The 18241-nt window shown below is 36.9% G+C and carries 14 protein-coding genes and 1 pseudogene; 8 read left to right on the forward strand and 7 right to left on the reverse strand.

The features are described 5' to 3' along the window. Positions 1 to 7: 7 nt before the first annotated feature. The 3 genes from parC to htrB form a co-directional block, all read right to left on the reverse strand. Positions 8 to 2263, reverse strand: coding sequence for a DNA topoisomerase IV subunit A (gene parC, locus DV434_RS08380; protein ID WP_118785740.1), 2256 nt, complete (start codon positions 2261 to 2263; stop codon positions 8 to 10). A gap of 67 nt (positions 2264 to 2330) precedes the next feature. Next, a complete protein-coding gene (parE, locus tag DV434_RS08385) occupies positions 2331 to 4229 on the reverse strand; it encodes a DNA topoisomerase IV subunit B (RefSeq protein ID WP_118785741.1) in 1899 nt (632 codons plus the stop codon). 73 nt (positions 4230 to 4302) lie between these two features. Beyond that, entirely contained in the window at positions 4303 to 5238 is a 936-nt protein-coding gene (gene htrB, locus DV434_RS08390) for a lipid A biosynthesis lauroyl acyltransferase HtrB (RefSeq protein ID WP_118785742.1), read from the reverse strand. Between the two features lie 96 nt (positions 5239 to 5334). Between htrB and hldE the strand changes: the two genes are divergently transcribed. From hldE to rpsO, 3 genes are all read left to right on the forward strand, one after another. Beyond that, on the forward strand, positions 5335 to 6765 hold the full coding sequence (gene hldE, locus DV434_RS08395; protein WP_118785743.1) for a bifunctional D-glycero-beta-D-manno-heptose-7-phosphate kinase/D-glycero-beta-D-manno-heptose 1-phosphate adenylyltransferase HldE: 1431 nt from the start codon (positions 5335 to 5337) through the stop codon (positions 6763 to 6765). Between the two features lie 124 nt (positions 6766 to 6889). Continuing rightward, complete coding sequence (gene modD, locus DV434_RS08400) at positions 6890 to 7735, forward strand: ModD protein (RefSeq protein ID WP_118785744.1); 846 nt, start codon at positions 6890 to 6892, stop codon at positions 7733 to 7735. A 135-nt stretch (positions 7736 to 7870) separates the two neighbouring features. Further along, a complete protein-coding gene (gene rpsO / locus DV434_RS08405) occupies positions 7871 to 8140 on the forward strand; it encodes a 30S ribosomal protein S15 (RefSeq protein ID WP_005628925.1) in 270 nt (89 codons plus the stop codon). Positions 8141 to 8423: 283 nt separating this feature from the next. Here rpsO and DV434_RS08410 read toward each other — a convergent pair whose 3' ends face one another. The 3 genes and pseudogenes from DV434_RS08410 to dacB all read right to left on the reverse strand — a co-directional run bounded on the left by DV434_RS08410 (position 8424) and on the right by dacB (position 10869). Further along, positions 8424 to 8765 (reverse strand): hypothetical protein, encoded by a 342-nt coding sequence (locus tag DV434_RS08410; protein WP_118785745.1) that lies wholly within the window; start codon positions 8763 to 8765, stop codon positions 8424 to 8426. A gap of 53 nt (positions 8766 to 8818) precedes the next feature. Then, positions 8819 to 9378: pseudogene (locus DV434_RS08415) on the reverse strand (transposase). A gap of 51 nt (positions 9379 to 9429) precedes the next feature. Beyond that, complete coding sequence (gene dacB, locus DV434_RS08420) at positions 9430 to 10869, reverse strand: serine-type D-Ala-D-Ala carboxypeptidase (RefSeq protein WP_118785746.1); 1440 nt, start codon at positions 10867 to 10869, stop codon at positions 9430 to 9432. Between the two features lie 163 nt (positions 10870 to 11032). Here dacB and greA point away from each other — a divergent pair, with 163 nt between their 5' ends. After that, positions 11033 to 11509 carry a transcription elongation factor GreA gene (greA, locus tag DV434_RS08425; RefSeq protein WP_118785747.1) on the forward strand — a complete coding sequence of 159 codons (477 nt, stop codon included), beginning with the start codon at positions 11033 to 11035 and terminating at the stop codon, positions 11507 to 11509. A 38-nt stretch (positions 11510 to 11547) separates the two neighbouring features. On the opposite strand, the gene yhbY is transcribed toward greA, so the two are convergent. Continuing rightward, positions 11548 to 11847, reverse strand: a complete 300-nt coding sequence (yhbY, locus tag DV434_RS08430; protein WP_005674664.1) for a ribosome assembly RNA-binding protein YhbY — start codon at positions 11845 to 11847, stop codon at positions 11548 to 11550. A 126-nt stretch (positions 11848 to 11973) separates the two neighbouring features. Here yhbY and rlmE point away from each other — a divergent pair, with 126 nt between their 5' ends. The 4 genes from rlmE to DV434_RS08450 all read left to right on the forward strand — a co-directional run bounded on the left by rlmE (position 11974) and on the right by DV434_RS08450 (position 18160). Further along, entirely contained in the window at positions 11974 to 12603 is a 630-nt protein-coding gene (gene rlmE / locus DV434_RS08435) for a 23S rRNA (uridine(2552)-2'-O)-methyltransferase RlmE (RefSeq protein WP_118785748.1), read from the forward strand. A gap of 90 nt (positions 12604 to 12693) precedes the next feature. Further along, positions 12694 to 14601 (forward strand): ATP-dependent zinc metalloprotease FtsH, encoded by a 1908-nt coding sequence (gene ftsH / locus DV434_RS08440; protein WP_118785749.1) that lies wholly within the window; start codon positions 12694 to 12696, stop codon positions 14599 to 14601. Positions 14602 to 14735: 134 nt separating this feature from the next. After that, entirely contained in the window at positions 14736 to 15668 is a 933-nt protein-coding gene (locus DV434_RS08445; RefSeq protein WP_118811579.1) for a hypothetical protein, read from the forward strand. Next, a complete protein-coding gene (locus tag DV434_RS08450; RefSeq protein WP_153065762.1) occupies positions 15632 to 18160 on the forward strand; it encodes an autotransporter outer membrane beta-barrel domain-containing protein in 2529 nt (842 codons plus the stop codon). Before DV434_RS08445 ends, DV434_RS08450 begins: the two co-directional genes overlap by 37 nt. The last annotated feature ends 81 nt before the right edge of the window (positions 18161 to 18241 follow it).

The following is an 18241-nucleotide window of genomic DNA, read 5'->3' on the forward strand; positions in this document are numbered from 1 at the left end:
GTTTAAATTATGTGTTGTGTTGCGGTTCAATTACCACTATTTCAACATTGGTATGTAATCCGCGTGGTAATGTCGAACCTTTTCTGCCTCGTTCTGCTCGGAACTTCTGCAGATCTTCCGGTTTTAATGTGAGTTTTCGTTTGCCAGAATGAAATTCAAGACTTGCTTGACCTGAAATGAGCAATAATTTTATCAATAATTCACTACGATCTTTTGCATTCACAGCGGGAATAGTGACAATTTTATTGCCTTTACCTTTTGATAATACCGGTAAATCTTTTGCCGGAAAAATCAACATTCTGCCTGCTGATGTTAGCGCAATGAGAAGTGCGGTTGCATTCGGCAGAATTTTAGGTTCTAACACTTTGGCATTTTCTGGCAAAGAAATCAAGGCTTTTCCTGCTTTATTGCGAGCAATTAAATCTTCAAATTTACAAATAAAACCATAACCTGCATCAGAAGCCATCAATAATTCTTGCTGTTCACTCGCCATTACGACATATTCAATGGTCGCACCAGCTGGTAAATTTAGCTTACCCGTGAGTGGTTCACCTTGCGAACGAGCGGAAGGTAATGAAAGCGGATCGAGTGCATAACTCCGCCCCGTACTGTCAATGAATACAACGGCTTGATTACTCTTGCCACAAGCGTGAGCTCGATAATTATCACCTGCTTTGTAGCTTAATGATTTAGGATCTATATCGTGTCCTTTAGCACAACGTACCCAGCCCATTTCTGATAAGATGACAGTGACAGGCTCTGCGGGCGTCATGTCACTTTCAGAGATCATTTTGGCTTCTTCTCGTTCGACCAGTTGAGACATACGTGGACTGGCATATTTTTTCGCATCTTCTTGAATTTCTTTTTTGATAAGCGTATTCAAGCGACGTTCTGATCCTAAAATTGCTTCTAAATTTGACCGCTCTTTTTCAAGTTCATCTTGTTCTGCTTTGAGTTGGTTTTCTTCTAATTTCGCTAAATGACGTAAGCGTAAATTTAAAATTGCATCGGCTTGTTCATCGCTTAAATTAAAGCATGCCATAAGCTCTGCTTTTGGATCATCTTCATTGCGAATAATGTCGATAACCTCATCAATATTTAAGAAGGCTATCATCAAACCTTCTAAAATATGTAAGCGAGAGAGCACTTTATCCAAACGATATTGAAGACGACGAGTCACGGTTGTTCGGCGGAAAGTGAGCCATTCATTTAAGATTTCTAATAAGCCTTTTACCGCAGGTTTATGATCAAGCCCGATCATATTCATATTTACACGGTAGCTTTTTTCAAGATCTGTGGTAGCAAATAAATGTGCCATTAACGCATCAGTATCGACGCGATTTGAGCGAGGAACTAGCACAATTCGAATTGGATTTTCGTGATCGGCTTCATCTCGAATATCTTCTAGCATTGGCAGTTTTTTTGCCGTCATTTGTTCGGCTATTTGTGCAATAACTTTGGATGGCGAAGATTGATGTGGAAGCGCAGAGATAATAATTTCACCATCTTCTTTTTTCCACGTCGCACGCATTTTTATTGAGCCACGGCCTTGCTCATAAATTTTACGAATTTCTGATTTTGGCGAAATAATTTCTGCTTCTGTTGGAAAATCTGGGCCTTGAACAATTTCAAGTACATCGTCTAATCCCGCTTTAGGATTATCTAGCAACATTACTGCCGCATCAGCAATTTCGTTAATATTGTGTGGTGGAATATCTGTCGCCATACCCACCGCAATACCTGTTGTGCCGTTCAATAAAATATGCGGTAAACGAGCAGGTAAATATTGTGGTTCGGCCAAGGTTCCATCAAAGTTTGATTGATAATCAACTGTTCCTTGTCCGAGTTCACTCAACAAGATTTCAGAGATTTTAGATAGGCGCGATTCCGTATAACGCATGGCAGCGAAGGATTTGGGATCATCTGGCGCCCCCCAGTTGCCTTGACCATCTACAAGCGGATAACGATAAGAGAAGGGTTGTGCCATTAACACCATTGCTTCATAACAAGCGCTGTCACCATGTGGATGGAATTTACCAAGTACATCACCGACGGTACGGGCAGATTTTTTGTATTTTGCTGTGGCATTTAAGCCAAGTTCAGACATCGCATACACGATACGGCGTTGAACAGGTTTTAAACCATCGCCGATAAAAGGCAGCGCACGATCCATGATGACATACATGGAATAGTTGAGATAAGCCCTTTCGGTGAAGGTGCGTAGAGGCATTTGCTCAATGCCTTCATAATTGATATTTGTCATTTTGGTTTCTGTTAATTGAATAGATTCTTAATTTATTAAAATTCGGATTTGCTGAGATTAATTTAGTCTAAACAGATAAATCAACCTGATCGCCTTTCGCTTGCAACCAATTTTTACGGTCTTCGGAACGTTTTTTCGCTAACAACATATCCATGAGTTCTAATGTATCCGCGCCTTGGTCTTCCTCTAAATCATAAGTTAATTGAACAAGGCGACGAGTATTAGGAGCCATTGTCGTTTCACGCAATTGCAATGGGTTCATTTCACCTAAACCTTTAAAGCGTTGAACATTCGGTTTGCTTTTTTTATTTTTTAACCGATCTAAAATCGCCTCTTTTTCACTTTCATCTAATGCGTAGAAGACTTCTTTATTTAAGTCAATGCGATAAAGTGGTGGCATTGCGACGTAAACGTGACCGTCTTGTACCAATTTCGGAAAATGGCGTAAGAACAAGGCGCAGAGTAGGGTAGCAATATGCAGACCATCGGAATCAGCATCCGCGAGAATACATACTTTACCATAGCGAAGTTGTGATAAATCATTGCTATCAGGATCTATCCCTAGCGCAACGGCGATATCGTGAATTTCTGTTGAACCTAATACTTGATCAGGTGAAACTTCCCATGTATTTAAGATTTTTCCACGTAACGGTAAAATCGCTTGGTACTCGCGATCACGTGCTTGTTTTGCTGAACCGCCCGCAGAGTCGCCCTCTACTAAAAATAATTCCGTTTTTTCTAAATCCTGTGAGCCACAATCAGCTAATTTTCCTGGTAACGCTGGGCCACTAACAAGTTTTTTTCGTACGACTTTTTTGGCTGCGCGTAATCGGCGTTGTGCGGAACTAATGGCGATTTCTGCTAATTTTTCAGCGTCTTGTACGTTTTGGTTGAGCCATAGACTGAACGCATCTTTTAAAACACCGCTGACAAAGACCGCACTTTGGCGTGATGATAAGCGTTCTTTAGTCTGCCCTGCGAATTGCGCATCTTGCATTTTAAGGGAAAGAATGTAAGAACAACGATCCCAAATATCATCAGCGGTAAGTTTTACGCCGCGTGGTAATAGATTTCTAAATTCGCAAAATTCACGAATGGCATCTAATAAACCTTGGCGTAAGCCATTCACATGTGTTCCACCTTGAATTGTTGGAATTAAGTTTACGTAGCTTTCGCCAATCAGTTCTCCACCTTCTGGCAACCAAAGTAATGCCCAGCTAACCGCTTCATTTGTTCCTTTAAATTCACCAACGAATGGTTTTTCCGGAAGCGTTTCAAAGCCATTAACTGCTTCGATAAGGTAATCGGAAAGCCCATCTTCATATAACCAAATATCTTGAGTATTGTTTATTTTATCAATGAATTTGATTTCAAGCCCTGAGCAGAGGACTGCTTTCGCTCTTAATAAATGGCGTAGGCGGCTAACGGAAAATTTTGCGCTGTCAAAATATTTTGGATTCGGTTTGAAGTGAACAGTTGTTCCCGTTGTGCGTCTGCCACAAGTCCCAATAACTTCCAATTCTTCTACTTTATTGCCGTTTTCAAAGGCAATTTTATACACTTCACCATTGCGTTTAACTTGAATATCCACGCGTTCAGAAAGCGCATTCACCACAGAAATCCCAACACCGTGTAAACCACCGGCAAATTCATAATTTTTATTGGAGAATTTACCACCCGCATGTAGTTTAGTCAGGATTACTTCTACGCCAGAAACGCCCTCCGTAGGATGAATATCCACAGGCATACCGCGACCATTGTCTGTGACTTCAATGGATTGATCAGGGTGTAAAATTACTTCAATTTTTGTGGCAAAACCCGCGAGGGCTTCATCCACGCTGTTATCAATAACTTCTTGTGCGAGGTGATTCGGACGAGTGGTGTCTGTATACATACCGGGGCGAATTTGCACCGGCTCGAGATCTTTAAGAACGGTAATTTCTTGAGCTGAATAATTGCTTGTCATGGTTAGATGAGTCGTTAATTTTTTAAATTTGAGAAAATTCTATCAAAAAGTGCGGTGATATTCGACCGCACTTTTAATCGTATAAACTAGGCGTCTTTTCATCGGGGCGCGTTTTAAAACGGCGATGTAGCCACATGTATATTGTTATGTCCTTCATTATTTCCTTTTCTACGATTTGATTCATTCGCGTAGCAATCGCCGTTTCATCCTGTAAATCCATAAAATCAACAGGTGCTGAAATACTCACGGTATAGCCTGAACCATCTTTATTGCGTAATGGCGCAAATGGAATCACTTTGCTATTTGGTGAGGATTTCAATAAATAATAACTACCAGTGGTTGTGCAAGCATCGGGCATCGCAAAAAATGGTACAAAAACGGCATTTTTTCTGCCGTAATCGTGATCAGGCGCATACCAAATGGTTTCTTCGTGACGTAAAGCTTTGATCATTCCGCGCAAATCTTTACGATCAAGCATATCTTTATTAGAGCGTAAACGGCCTTGCGTTTGTAGCCAATCAAGCAAAGGATTATCATTTGGACGATAAACACCAATGCCGGGATGATGCAAACCAAGAATGCGTGCGCCAAGTTCTAGCGTTAAGAAATGAACACCAACGAGAACAATTCCATCTTTTTGATTTTCTTTTAGATAATGTAAGCCTTCAACTTTTGACCATTTTTTGATACGTGAATCCGACCAAAACCAAGCCATACCTGTTTCGATAATTGCCATGCCTACTGAACGAATATTTTCTTGCAAAATCGTCTCACGCTCGTTTTCAGGCATATCAGGGAAACAAAGTTCAAGATTACGGCATGCAATGGCAGCTCGACGTTTACCCACTTTTAAATGTGAAAACAGCCAACCGAAACCATTACCAATATGGCGCAAAACAGGGTAGGGAAGACATAAAATACTTCGCCAAATTGCCACGCCTAACCAAAAAAGCCAGTATTTTGGGGCTAAAAAGTGCGGTTGAAATTGAGGGAGTTTTTCGTTTTTCATTGTTCTTTCCATCTAAGTTAGGGGCGTAGTTTATCGTAAATTTGAGTTGTGGTAAAATCGCCACAATTTTGGTTATTCAAATAGAGAGATTTTAAAATGGCTCAATATTCAGCAGAATTTAAGCAAGCAAAAGTACTCGTATTAGGCGATGTGATGCTTGATCGCTATTGGTTCGGCGCAACCAATCGTATTTCACCAGAAGCACCTGTGCCAGTAGTTCGTGTACAAGAAAATGAAGAGCGCGCGGGTGGTGCAGCAAATGTGGCGATGAATATTGCGTCACTTAATGTACCCGTTCAGTTAATGGGATTGATTGGACAAGATGAAACTGGTTCTGCTCTTTCTCATTTATTAGAAAAACAAAAAATCGATTGTAATTTTGTTGCATTAGAGTCCCATCCAACCATCACTAAATTACGTATTTTATCTCGTCACCAACAGTTACTTCGCCTTGATTTTGAAGAAGATTTCAATAATGTAGATTGCAAGGATTTATTAGCGAAGTTAGAAAGTGCGGTGAAAAATTACGGTGCCTTGATTCTTTCTGATTACGGTAAAGGCACGCTTAAAGATGTTCAGAAAATGATTCAAATTGCACGCAAAGCAAATGTGCCTGTGTTAATCGATCCAAAGGGAACTGATTTTGAACGCTATCGTGGTGCGACATTATTGACACCAAATATGTCTGAATTTGAAGCTGTTGTGGGTAAATGTAATACAGAAGAAGAGATTATTGAGAAAGGTTTAAAATTAATTTCTGATATTGAATTAACCGCACTTTTGGTGACGCGTTCTGAAAAAGGGATGACATTATTACGTCCAAATCAAGAACCCTATCATTTGCCAACTGTTGCAAAAGAAGTGTTTGATGTGACGGGAGCCGGTGACACTGTTATTAGCGTATTAGCAACTGCATTAGCAGATGGACGTTCTTTCGAAGAATCTTGTTACCTAGCTAATGTAGCCGCTGGAATTGTGGTGGGTAAATTGGGGACTTCAACGGTTTCGGCTGTGGAACTTGAAAATGCTATTCATGCTCGCCCTGAAACGGGATTTGGCATTATGAGTGAAGCAGAATTAAAAGATGCAGTAGCTCAAGCGAAAGCGCGCGGTGAAAAAATTGTGATGACTAATGGCTGTTTCGATATTTTGCATCCAGGGCATGTTTCTTATTTAGAAAATGCACGTAAATTGGGTGATCGTTTAATTGTCGCGGTAAACAGCGATGATTCTGTTAAACGCTTAAAAGGTGATAGTCGCCCAATTAATAATCTTGAAACTCGTATGGCGGTATTGGCTGGTTTGGCATCAGTGGACTGGTTGGTGCCATTCACTGAAGATACACCACAACGTTTAATCGGCGAAATTCTACCAGACCTTTTAGTCAAAGGCGGAGATTACAAACCCGAAGAGATTGCTGGAGCAAAAGAAGTTTGGGCAAATGGCGGTGATGTTAAAGTGCTAAACTTTGAAAATGGTTGTTCAACAACAAATGTGATTGAAAAAATTAAATTATTGAAAGATTAGGTGAAAGGTTGGGTCGTCCCAACCTTTTTTGCTGCTTTAATATTCATATGAAATTATCACAGAAAGCACTGTTTTTAAGTAACAGGTTTATTTATCTCAAGGACAACTAATTTAAGGAGTAGCAATGATTTATTTTTCAGATAAAGAATTGGATGATTTATTGCTTGAGGATATTTATCGTGGTGATTTAACCACTCACGCCCTTGGTATTGAAAATATCCCAGCAAAAATTCTTTTTAAGCGTAAAAATGCAGGGATTGTGGCGGGTGTTTCTGTTGCGGAAAAATTATTAAAAAAACTCGATATTCAACCGCACTTATATGTAAAAGAAGGGGATTGGGTTGAATCAGGTGCTTTGTTGATCAGTGTGGAAGGAATGTCTGAACAATTACATCAAGCTTGGAAAGTGGTGCAATTGGTACTTGAGTGGTCATGTGGGGTTGCGCAATATACGGCAGAAATGATTGCCAATGCCAAAGCGGTGAACCCAAGTACAGTAGTTGCTTGCACGCGTAAAAGTATTCCTAATACGCGTAAGCTTGCGACGAATGCTGTATTAGCAGCTGGTGGGCATATTCATCGACAAGGCGTCAGCGAGACTCTTTTGGTTTTTACTAATCATCGAAATTTACTTTCGGATCCAAATGATTGGACGAAAATTGTGGATAGATTACGTCAAGAAGCACCTGAAAATAAAATTACTTTAGAAGTAGATAATTTTGCTCAATTTGAGCAAATGTATGTAGCAGAGCCAGATATTATTCAACTTGATAAATGGTCTTTGGAGGATGTGAAAAAGGCTTTAGATCTACTTCAATCAAAACAGAAAGATATTCTGCTTTCTGTTGCTGGAGGGGTAAATAAAGATAATGTATCAGATTATGCTAAATTGGGTATTCATTTATTTATCACTTCTGCACCTTATTATGCACTGCCAGAAGATATAAAGGTGGTGATTGAAAAGATATAATGTTTTTCAATTTTATTTTTTAGCTTTAAACCTTGCATTTAAGCCTATTCATCGCTAGAATATAGGCTCTTTGTCATCGCTGAGTTAGAGATCGGCGAATGATGTATTAACAACACTACCTTTTAGGAGTAAAAAATGTCTCTAAGTACTGAAAAAAAAGCAGCAATCGTTGCTGAATTTGGTCGTGATGCGAAAGATACTGGTTCTTCTGAAGTTCAAATCGCATTATTAACTGCACAAATCAACCACTTACAAGCTCACTTTGCAGAGCACAAAAAAGACCACCATGGTCGTCGTGGTTTATTACGTATGGTTTCTCGTCGTCGTAAACTTTTAGACTACTTAAAACGTACTGATCTTGCTTTATACCAAAGCACTATCGCTCGTTTAGGTTTGCGTCGCTAATTTTTATTACGATAGTAAAAGATCAAGCCCTCAAATTTCGAGGGCTTTTTTGTACCGTTTTGTTTTATGAAATTATAGATTTACTTTTTGTTTGGTACATAAGTTTTTCTATAATATGCAAGGTTTGCAGCTAAAAAAGCTGGAATTCTTTCTTTCATTTTTTCTCCTTAGTTTGAATTGAAAAAAATTCTTTTCAATTATAGTTAAAATTTTTTAAAGTCAAGTTATATTAAAAAAGAAAAATCCCCAAAATGGGGATTTTTGTAGTTATTTAAGTAGTGATTTAATTTGGGAAAAAACCGGCTTCTATAGTTTTAGTAGCTGGATAGTAAATAAAATATCTATCACTACTATCCCAGAATCCTTCAGGCAAAGTAAAATTATTCCATTCAAGTCCTTCTCCTTTTACTGTCATTGAACCATTACTATGTTTTGTGAAAACAAAACTTTGGCCACAAGCCTTGAATTTCATTTTATTTTTCACTACAAAATTTCCACGATGAGTTTTTCCTTCACATTCTATAATAATCTCATTCTTTTTCAGTTCATAAGAAGCAGAAGCAGTTGTACTAACGGATGTAGCTAAGCAAGCAGCAGCTAAAAGTGCCATAGTTTTTACTTTCATAATTTTCTCCTTAGTTTGATATGAAAAGTTTAAAAATAATGAAAGAGGCTGTACTAGACCAAACTCCCCTTAACTAATTGTTTTAAAATGGAAATTTTAGATTTTATTTCACTGTTGTTAAAACGCCATTCATATTCCTTTAAATATAGGTCAAAATCTTTGGAAATGCAATTAAACTTGCGTAAATGACGTTTTGCTTGATTCCAAAAATTCTCAATTCCGTTTATGTGGTTATGATTTTCAGCAAAATGCGCGCTGTGATTGACGCGAAAATGGCTAAATTCACTGACATCAAGCACATTCATAACGACGAAAAGTATTCGTGTACACAATGCTATCAGGCTTAACTTTCTCTCGGATAATTGGCAACACTGCGACCACGTTTACCTTTTCGAGTACTGCCGAAATAGCTTTCATCGGCTTCAATCTCACCTTCAAACATTTCCAAATGTGGGCTTGTTTGATAGATGAGCAAGCGTAATCGATGAAAGTAATAAGCGGCTGTATTTTTGTTTACATTAACCAATTCACTGGCTGTTCTTGCTGTGACACCTGCGACAAACAGTTCAATGAGTTTATTTTGTTTATGCTGACTTAAGCGACTTTTTCTCATTGGTTTATTTTAATCTAAATGGGATTTTTAGTTGTTATCTACTACAGCACCTTAATATTTATAGATTTCGTTATATAAGCCACTTTCAAATTGTACCAATGGAGCTCGTTTGGTTTTGCTTTCCAAATCGCCTGTTGAGTAGCCATTAATAAATTGTACAAAGGCCACTTTTTCCCCTCGAGCATTTGTCATAAAACCGGTTAGGTTATAAACCCCTTTCAAAGAACCTGTTTTAGCAATCACATTTTTCACTAATGGAGGGCTAATTAATCCACCTCGCCCACTGATCGTGCCATCTACACCTGCGATGGGGAAAGTTTCCATTAAATGCAATTTATCTTCGTTTTTGGCGATGTATTCTAAAACAGATAGCATCGTTTTAGGTGCTACAAGATTATGGCGAGACAGGCCCGAACCATCGGCTAAAATACTGTTGCCAAAACGAATTCCCTGTTTTTGTAATATGGATTTAATCGCTAATGTACCTAATTGAAAGGATGCAGGGCGTTTATAGTAATTGAATGCCACAGCTCGGAATAATGAATCGGCAATTTGGTTATCCGATTTTTTCATCATTTTTTTCAATAAATCCGGTAATGGTTTGGATAAATGTTTCGCTAAGAGCTGACCTTGTTGTGGTTTTTGGGGGAGCATGACTTTGCCATTAAACTCAATACCTAATTGTCTTAATTGTCGTTGAATAATCGCGGCTGCATAAGCATCCGTATCTTGCACGGCAAAGCTTAAGCCAAAAGGTTTAGATTGACGGGCTAAACATCCTTTTACTTGATAGCGATTATTGTCGTGTACAACAACATCGAGCTGACAATAAGGTGCTTCATTGCTATCCGCTATATAAACTTGTCCGAATACTTGAATTGGAAATTGTGCAGGCACATTGATTTTTACTGTTTCACCAGGATTTTGATTGGCATCTAGTTCCGCATAAAAGCAGTTGTTATCAATATTCGCAGCGGATGGGGGAGAGTTGAAACACATGGTTAGATCGTTCCAAATCCAACCTAATCCTCGGTCGTGACTAGAAAAAACAGAAGTATCTAATACTAAATCGCCATTAATTTTTTTGATACCTTGTTTTTTTAATTCGGCAAGTAAGGTATAAAGCTGGCCACTTGTGAGATCTGGATCGCCTGTGAAACGCACGATTAAGTTGCCATCTAAATTCCCATTTTGAATTTTCCCATTACTCAAAAGCGCGGTCTCAAATTGGAATTGATCACCTAATGCAAGTTTAGCGGCAACAGCTGTAAAAACTTTTTGTGTGCTCGCAGGAAGCATAAAGGTTGAGCCATTATAATCCGCAATAATTTGGTTTTGATTTATATTTTTTGCGATGAAACCTACGCTAGAGCCTTCAGGCAATTTTTGTGTTAAATCTGAAACATTAATATTGGCGAAAGTTGGCAGGCTAAAACTTACTGCAAGTAAAAAGGAACCAAGTGCGGTAGAAATTGAAGATAATTTTTTCATATTAGGTTTGTTATGGTTGCTATTTTTTTTTAGACGAACAATAATAAGCCCCGAATGAAATTGAGTAAATCATTTTCTCATTTCAAGTTTATTTTTAATAATACTGCGGCAAGATTTTAGGATTTTGCCGTGGTTTTTGTTTTATTTAGTAAAAGGAAAAACAATGCAACAAATTCCAATGACTGTGCGTGGCGCAGAACAATTACGTGAAGAATTGGATTTCTTAAAAAATGTACGTCGTCCTGAAATTATTAAAGCGATAGCAGAAGCACGCGAGCACGGTGATTTAAAAGAAAATGCAGAATATCATGCAGCTCGTGAGCAACAAGGTTTTTGCGAAGGTCGTATTCAAGAGATTGAAGGTAAACTTGGTAATGCTCAAATTATTGATGTAACAAAAATGCCAAATAACGGTAAAGTTATTTTTGGTGCAACCGTTGTGCTTGTAAATACAGATACAGACGAAGAAGTCACTTATCGAATTGTGGGCGATGATGAAGCGGACATTAAATCTGGTTTGATTTCGGTTAATTCACCAATTGCAAGAGGTTTAATTGGTAAAGAATTAGATGATACCGTTAATATTACAACGCCTGGCGGTATCGTTGAGTTTGATATTATTGAAGTGAATTATATTTAAATAAAAAAGTGCGGTTAAAAATGACCGCACTTTTGTTGTTATTTGCGTGGAAGCTGAATTTTTGCTTCTTCGCTTGGGCGATAAAGCACCAAAATATGCCCGATAGTTTGTACTTGTGCTGCTTTAGTTTCACGCACAATCGCATCGATAATAAGCTGTTTTGTTTCGCGATCTGCACCAGCAACTTTTACTTTAATGAGTTCGTGATAATTAAGTGCATTTTCAATTTCAGCAAGTACACCTTCGGTTAAGCCATTTCCACCAAGCATAACGACTGGGTTAAGATGGTGCGCAAGACCTTTTAAAAATTGTTTTTGTTTGGTTGATAAGGTTGTCATAAGGATTCCTAATAAAAAAGAGCAGTTGATTTTCTCAATGTTTTTCACTGATTTCAATCAGCCTCGGCTTGAATTTGACAGATTGTACCCAAATATAGGCGAAACGACTACAAAAAATAGAAAATTATGGGAAAGAAAAAACGTTCAGCGAGTTCTTCTCGCTGGCTAAATGAACATTTTAGTGATCAATTTGTGCAAAAAGCGCATAAGCAAAAGTTGCGTTCACGCGCTTATTTTAAGATTGATGAAATTCAACAAACGGATAAATTATTTAAACAAGGAATGACCGTTGTCGATCTCGGCGCAGCACCTGGCGGATGGTCACAATATGTGGTAGGGCAAATCGGTGGCAAAGGTCGAGTGATTGCTTGTGATATTTTGGAAATGGATCCCATTGTAGGCGTTGATTTTCTGCAAGGTGATTTCCGTGATGAAAACGTTTTGAATGCTTTATTAGCGCGTGTAGGCGAAGATAAAGTTGATGTTGTGATGTCTGATATGGCACCCAATTTTAGTGGAATGCCATCAGTAGATATTCCACGCGCAATGTATTTGGTCGAGCTTGCTTTAGATATGTGTAAACAGGTCTTGACAACCAAAGGAAGCTTTGTTGTTAAAGTTTTCCAAGGTGAAGGCTTTGATGAATATTTAAGAGAAATTCGTTCTTTATTTAATGTGGTGAAAGTGCGTAAGCCTGAAGCATCACGCGGACGCTCTCGTGAAGTATATATTGTGGCGACAGGCTATAAAGGCTAATTGCTTTGATAGCTTTTCATCGCTAGTGATGTGTAGTATCTTGTGACGAAATTTTTTAACTTAGGAAAGGTAGGTTAGACTTTGAACGATATGGTCAAAAATCTAGTGCTTTGGGTGGTAGTGGCAGTCATTATGATGACGGCATACCAAAGTTTCAATTCATCTTCAGTAGAAAATTCTACTGATTATACAACTTTTGTTTATGATGTCAGCAATGGACAAGTGACAGAAGCGCGTTTTGATGCCAATGAAATTACGGTAACGAAAACGGATGGTTCTAAATATTCAACCGTAATGCCGCCACTTGAAGATAAAAAATTGCTTGATGATTTGTTAAGCAAAAAAGTCAAAGTGGAAGGTACGCCATTTGAAAAGCGTGGTTTCTTATCCCAAATTTTAATTTCTTGGTTCCCAATGTTATTCCTTGTTGGTGTATGGGTATTTTTTATGCGTCAAATGCAAGGTGGTGGCGGTAAAGCGATGAGCTTTGGTAAAAGCCGCGCCAAAATGCTAAATCAAGATCAGATTAAAGTGACTTTTGCGGATGTCGCTGGTTGCGATGAAGCAAAAGAAGAAGTGGGCGAAATCGTTGATTTCTTGCGTGATCCGAATAAATTCCAAAACTTGGGTGGTAAAATTCCAAAAGGTATTTTGATGGTTGGGCCTCCGGGTACAGGTAAAACCTTACTTGCTCGTGCGATTGCAGGGGAGGCAAAAGTTCCATTCTTCACTATTTCTGGTTCTGATTTCGTAGAAATGTTTGTGGGTGTTGGTGCATCACGTGTACGTGATATGTTTGAACAGGCTAAGAAAAATGCACCTTGCTTAATCTTCATTGATGAAATCGATGCTGTGGGTCGCCAACGTGGTGCGGGCTTAGGCGGCGGACACGATGAACGTGAACAAACCTTAAACCAAATGCTGGTTGAAATGGATGGCTTTAGTGGTAATGACGGCGTAATTGTTATTGCGGCGACTAACCGTCCAGATGTGCTTGATCCAGCCTTAACTCGTCCAGGCCGTTTTGACCGACAAGTAGTTGTTGGCTTGCCTGATGTGAAAGGTCGTGAGCAAATCTTAAAAGTGCATATGCGTAAAGTGCCTGTTGCGCAAGATGTTGATGCAATGACATTAGCGCGTGGTACACCCGGTTATTCTGGTGCAGATTTAGCAAACTTAGTAAATGAAGCTGCCTTATTTGCCGCTCGAGTCAATAAACGTGCGGTAACTATGCTTGAGTTTGAAAAAGCAAAAGACAAAATCAATATGGGGCCAGAACGTCGCACAATGATTATGACGGATAAGCAAAAGGAATCAACGGCTTATCACGAAGCAGGTCACGCCATTGTGGGCTATTTAGTGCCTGAACACGATCCTGTTCACAAAGTGACGATTATTCCTCGTGGCAGAGCGTTAGGTGTAACATTCTTTTTGCCTGAGGGCGATCAAATTAGTATTAGCCAAAAACAATTAGAAAGTAAGCTTTCTACCTTGTATGCAGGGCGTTTAGCGGAAGATTTGATTTACGGCGAAGAAAATATCTCAACGGGTGCATCAAATGATATTAAAGTAGCGACTAATATCGCGCGTAATATGGTGACGCAATGGGGATTCTCTGACAAATTAGGGCCAATTCTTTATACGGAAGATGAGGGCGAGGTTTTCTTAGGTCGTTCAATGGCGAAAGCAAAACATATGTCAGATGAAACGGCTCATGCAATTGATGAAGAAGTTCGTGCAATTGTAAATCGTAACTATGCGAGAGCAAGACAGATTTTGACTGATAATATGGATATTTTGCACGCAATGAAAGATGCGTTAGTCAAATATGAAACTATTGAAGAAGAACAAATCAAACAGTTGATGAATCGCGAACCTGTCACACCGCCATCAGGTTGGGGAGAACCGAAAACTCAGCAGGCTGCTTATGCAAATTCAACCACGAATGATACAAAGCCTGAAAGTGCGGTAGAAAATACCGACGATTTTAATGTTTAACTTATCAAAGCCTTTCTTCGGAAAGGCTTTATTTTTATCAGAAATAGATAGATCTGTTCATTATTTAGGCATAGAATGATTATAACCAAACAGCAATGATTATTTTTAGGTAATGTAATTTATAAGGAGTTCACATGAAAAATAGAAGTCCATTATTTTTTTTATCGATGGTTACAATAGGGAGTCATGTTCAGGCGTTTGATGCAAATACGGATACTGTAAATAATTGGGATACTGTAGATATACATAGTCATGGTAAAAAAGTTGAGGATACATCTGATAAAATTAAGTATGAATTTAATTATAAGGACGGAGATATTATTGGTACAAAAAATTGGCAACCACATTCCGGTGGAAGTACAATAAATAAGATAATTGATGTTAGAAATAGAACATCATCAACAGATGACTTAAAAAAAGATATAACAGAAACAACAATAAAAACTCCGGGGAAATTGAATATTATACATGTTGATGATGGCACTCCAATTAGCTGGCAAGATGGAGTACAGGTGTATAATTCTAATAATAAGAATGTTGAAAGATCTGAAACTATACTTAATTTTGATACAGAGCTTAATGTTGATATAACTACACATAGAAATTATTCTAGTCGTTATTATTCTATATTTAATGTTTTTGATGTTGATGGACAAGGTAATAGTGCTGGAGATGTAACAAAACCAGTTTCAATTGTCAATTTATTAAAGAAAACGACTGTAAAAACTACTGCACAATCTATACCAGATAATTCTAATTTAAGATTAGAAGAAAGAAGGGTTAATGTATTTTTTGCTAGAAGTAATGGTGGTGGAGAATCGCATCTTACTTTTAAAAATGATTTAACAATGGAGAGTCAATCTACTACAAATGATTTACAATTAACTGGATTTCGTCTACAAAACACAGAGGAAAATCGTTTTAAAACAGTTTCCACTAAAGATACTATTGATAAAGAAAATGGAGGATCAACACTTACTTTTGAAGGAAATGTAGGTAGTTCGATGACTGGAAACACAACAACAAAATTGTGGTTTTTATCAAATACTCAAATTGGGGGGGGGTAAAAGTTACAAGTAAAGCAGGAAAAACATTTACTTCAGAAATATTAAATACTTCTACTGATAACAACGCTGAGAGTCTTAACCTTTATTCAAAGACTACTACAAATGGAGAAAGTAAGTTACTATTTAATTCAAATATGAATTTAATTACTTCAAATAAGAATGGAAGTATTTGGGGTATGTTTCTTGATGCACAAGAAAATGGTAAAAATATTTTAGAATTCAATGGAGATAAAAATGAAATAAAAACCAGTAATGATGGAACTAGTGCTTGGGTATATGGAATTAAAACTTCTTCTACAAATGGAGAAAATAATATCAAGTTAAAAAATACTAATATAACGACTAATTCTAATTATGTTGCAAGAAGTATTGATATATCTGATGAAAATCTTGGTAAAAATAATTTTGAATTAGAGAATACAAAGATTAACACAGTAGGTAATTATTCTTATGGAATTAATATAGGAAGTAGTTATACAAGTAATGGTAGTGGAGAAAATACTATAAATTTTAAAGGAGAGAATACTTTTTATTCAATAGGGGTAAATAATGTTTATGGATTTAGAATAGAAAAAAATAAATCTAATACAGGAAATGGAACTACTATTACATCAGATGAAAATTCTAATGTAGATATACAAATTGATACTGAATCTAGTGGGTATGGAATTTCTCAAATTCATAAAGATGCTAATAATAAAACTGAAACTACTTTCAATGGGAATGTTTCTATGACTATGGGTGTCAATGGAAACAAAAAAATAGCAGTCAATAATGAAACTCTAGAAAATGCACCAGATGATTCAAAAAGTATAATATCGTTTAATAAGAAATTAGCTATTAATGGAGCTATATCAGATCCTGCTCTAGTTTCTAAAGGTAAAAATGCTGAAATAACTGTTGCTGGTAAAGATGATGTAAATATTTTAGGCAATATTTTTACATCAAATAAAGGGAAAGTTACTTTAAATTTATTAAATGAAAATTCTTATTTAGTAGGGCTTGCTGAGAATAATGGTACTGGAATTATAGATATGAAGTTGGCTAATTCTAGTGATTGGTTAATGACTACTGATTCAAAAATAAATGATTTATATATTTTATCTGGAGCAAAAATTCAATTTTCTAAAACAGATATTCCTGCTAATTTATCTGTTGATAATTTAAAAGGTAATGGTGGAATATTTAAAATGCAAGGAAATGTTCAAACTGATGTAACAGATTTGTTGTCTATAAAAAATAAGAGTGAAGGAGATCACTATATAGAGTTTGAAAATATGGCTGGAGCAAAATCTAGTGGGACAGAAGTTTTAAAACTTGTAGAAAGTTCAGGAAATGAGGATGATTTTAAAGCTACTTTTAAATTAAAAAATCCTAATGGGCGAGTAGGAATACTTATTGATGATACAGCCTCACAAAATAACAAAGCTTTCATTGAGAGGGGGGCGTATTTGTATACCTTAGGTAGAAGCACTGATGCAGAAGTTTTATCAGATCCAAATAAAAATAACTGGTATTTATACCCTGTGAAAAATAATAACCAAGGTAAATTAACACCAGGAGCAGAAAGTAGCTTAAGTTTTAATAGTATCATCTATCAACTCAACTTATTGAATACAGAAACATTGGTTCAGCGACTTGGAGAAATCCATTTTGATAAAACAGATTTAAAACCTCATAATGCTTGGATTAAACATGTTAATGGAAAATATACAAATTTTGCCAATGACGCCATCGGTAGTTTTAATACTCATTATTGGGGAATTAAAGCCGGTTTTGATTGGTTGAATTTAAGAAATAATTGGATTAATTACAACGGAATTTCAGTCGAGAATCTAAATGCTTCCACATACCCTAAACGTTTTGAAGGTAAAACAAAAATATCAGGTAAAGGCATTGGTATTTATTCTACCTGGTTAAATAAAAATAATGATATTTACATCGATTTAGTCGGTAAGATGATGCGGTATAAAGGAAAATACGACATTGTGAATTATTCTAATGAAAATATTAAATCAAATAATGCAAATATTAATTCTTACTTATTATCTATTGAGACTGGAAAAAGATCTTATCTTTTACAGAAAAAAGAAAAAGCATTTTATATTCAACCTGAAATGCAATTGATTTATCAATTTGTAGATGATTATACACTTCGCTCTTCAAATGGTTTGAAATCAATGACTAAAAATTCAAATAGTTTAATTGGACGTATTGGATTTAGAGCTGGATTAGATTTTTATGGAGACAGTGTGTTAAGCCCTTATATTAAGCTTATGTATAATAAGGAATTTTTAGGCTCAGTCCTTAATGATCTAAATACAGCTAAAATAGAAATGAATAATAAGGATGATTGGTTTAATTACGGGGTAGGTATCAGCCATGAGAATAAGAAAAAAAGAAGACAGATTTACTTGGATGTTCAGCGTTCTAATAAACATCTAATTAGACAAGATTGGCAAGTTAATTTAGGATTAAGATACAGCTTCTAATTTAACTAGTTGAGATAAATCATTCTACGTTCTATGTTAATAGCCTTTCTTCGGAAAGGCTTTATTTTTCCCTAATGATTT

This window comes from Haemophilus haemolyticus, from assembly GCF_003493685.1.
In the GTDB taxonomy this organism is placed as follows: Bacteria; Pseudomonadota; Gammaproteobacteria; order Enterobacterales; family Pasteurellaceae; genus Haemophilus; species Haemophilus haemolyticus_O.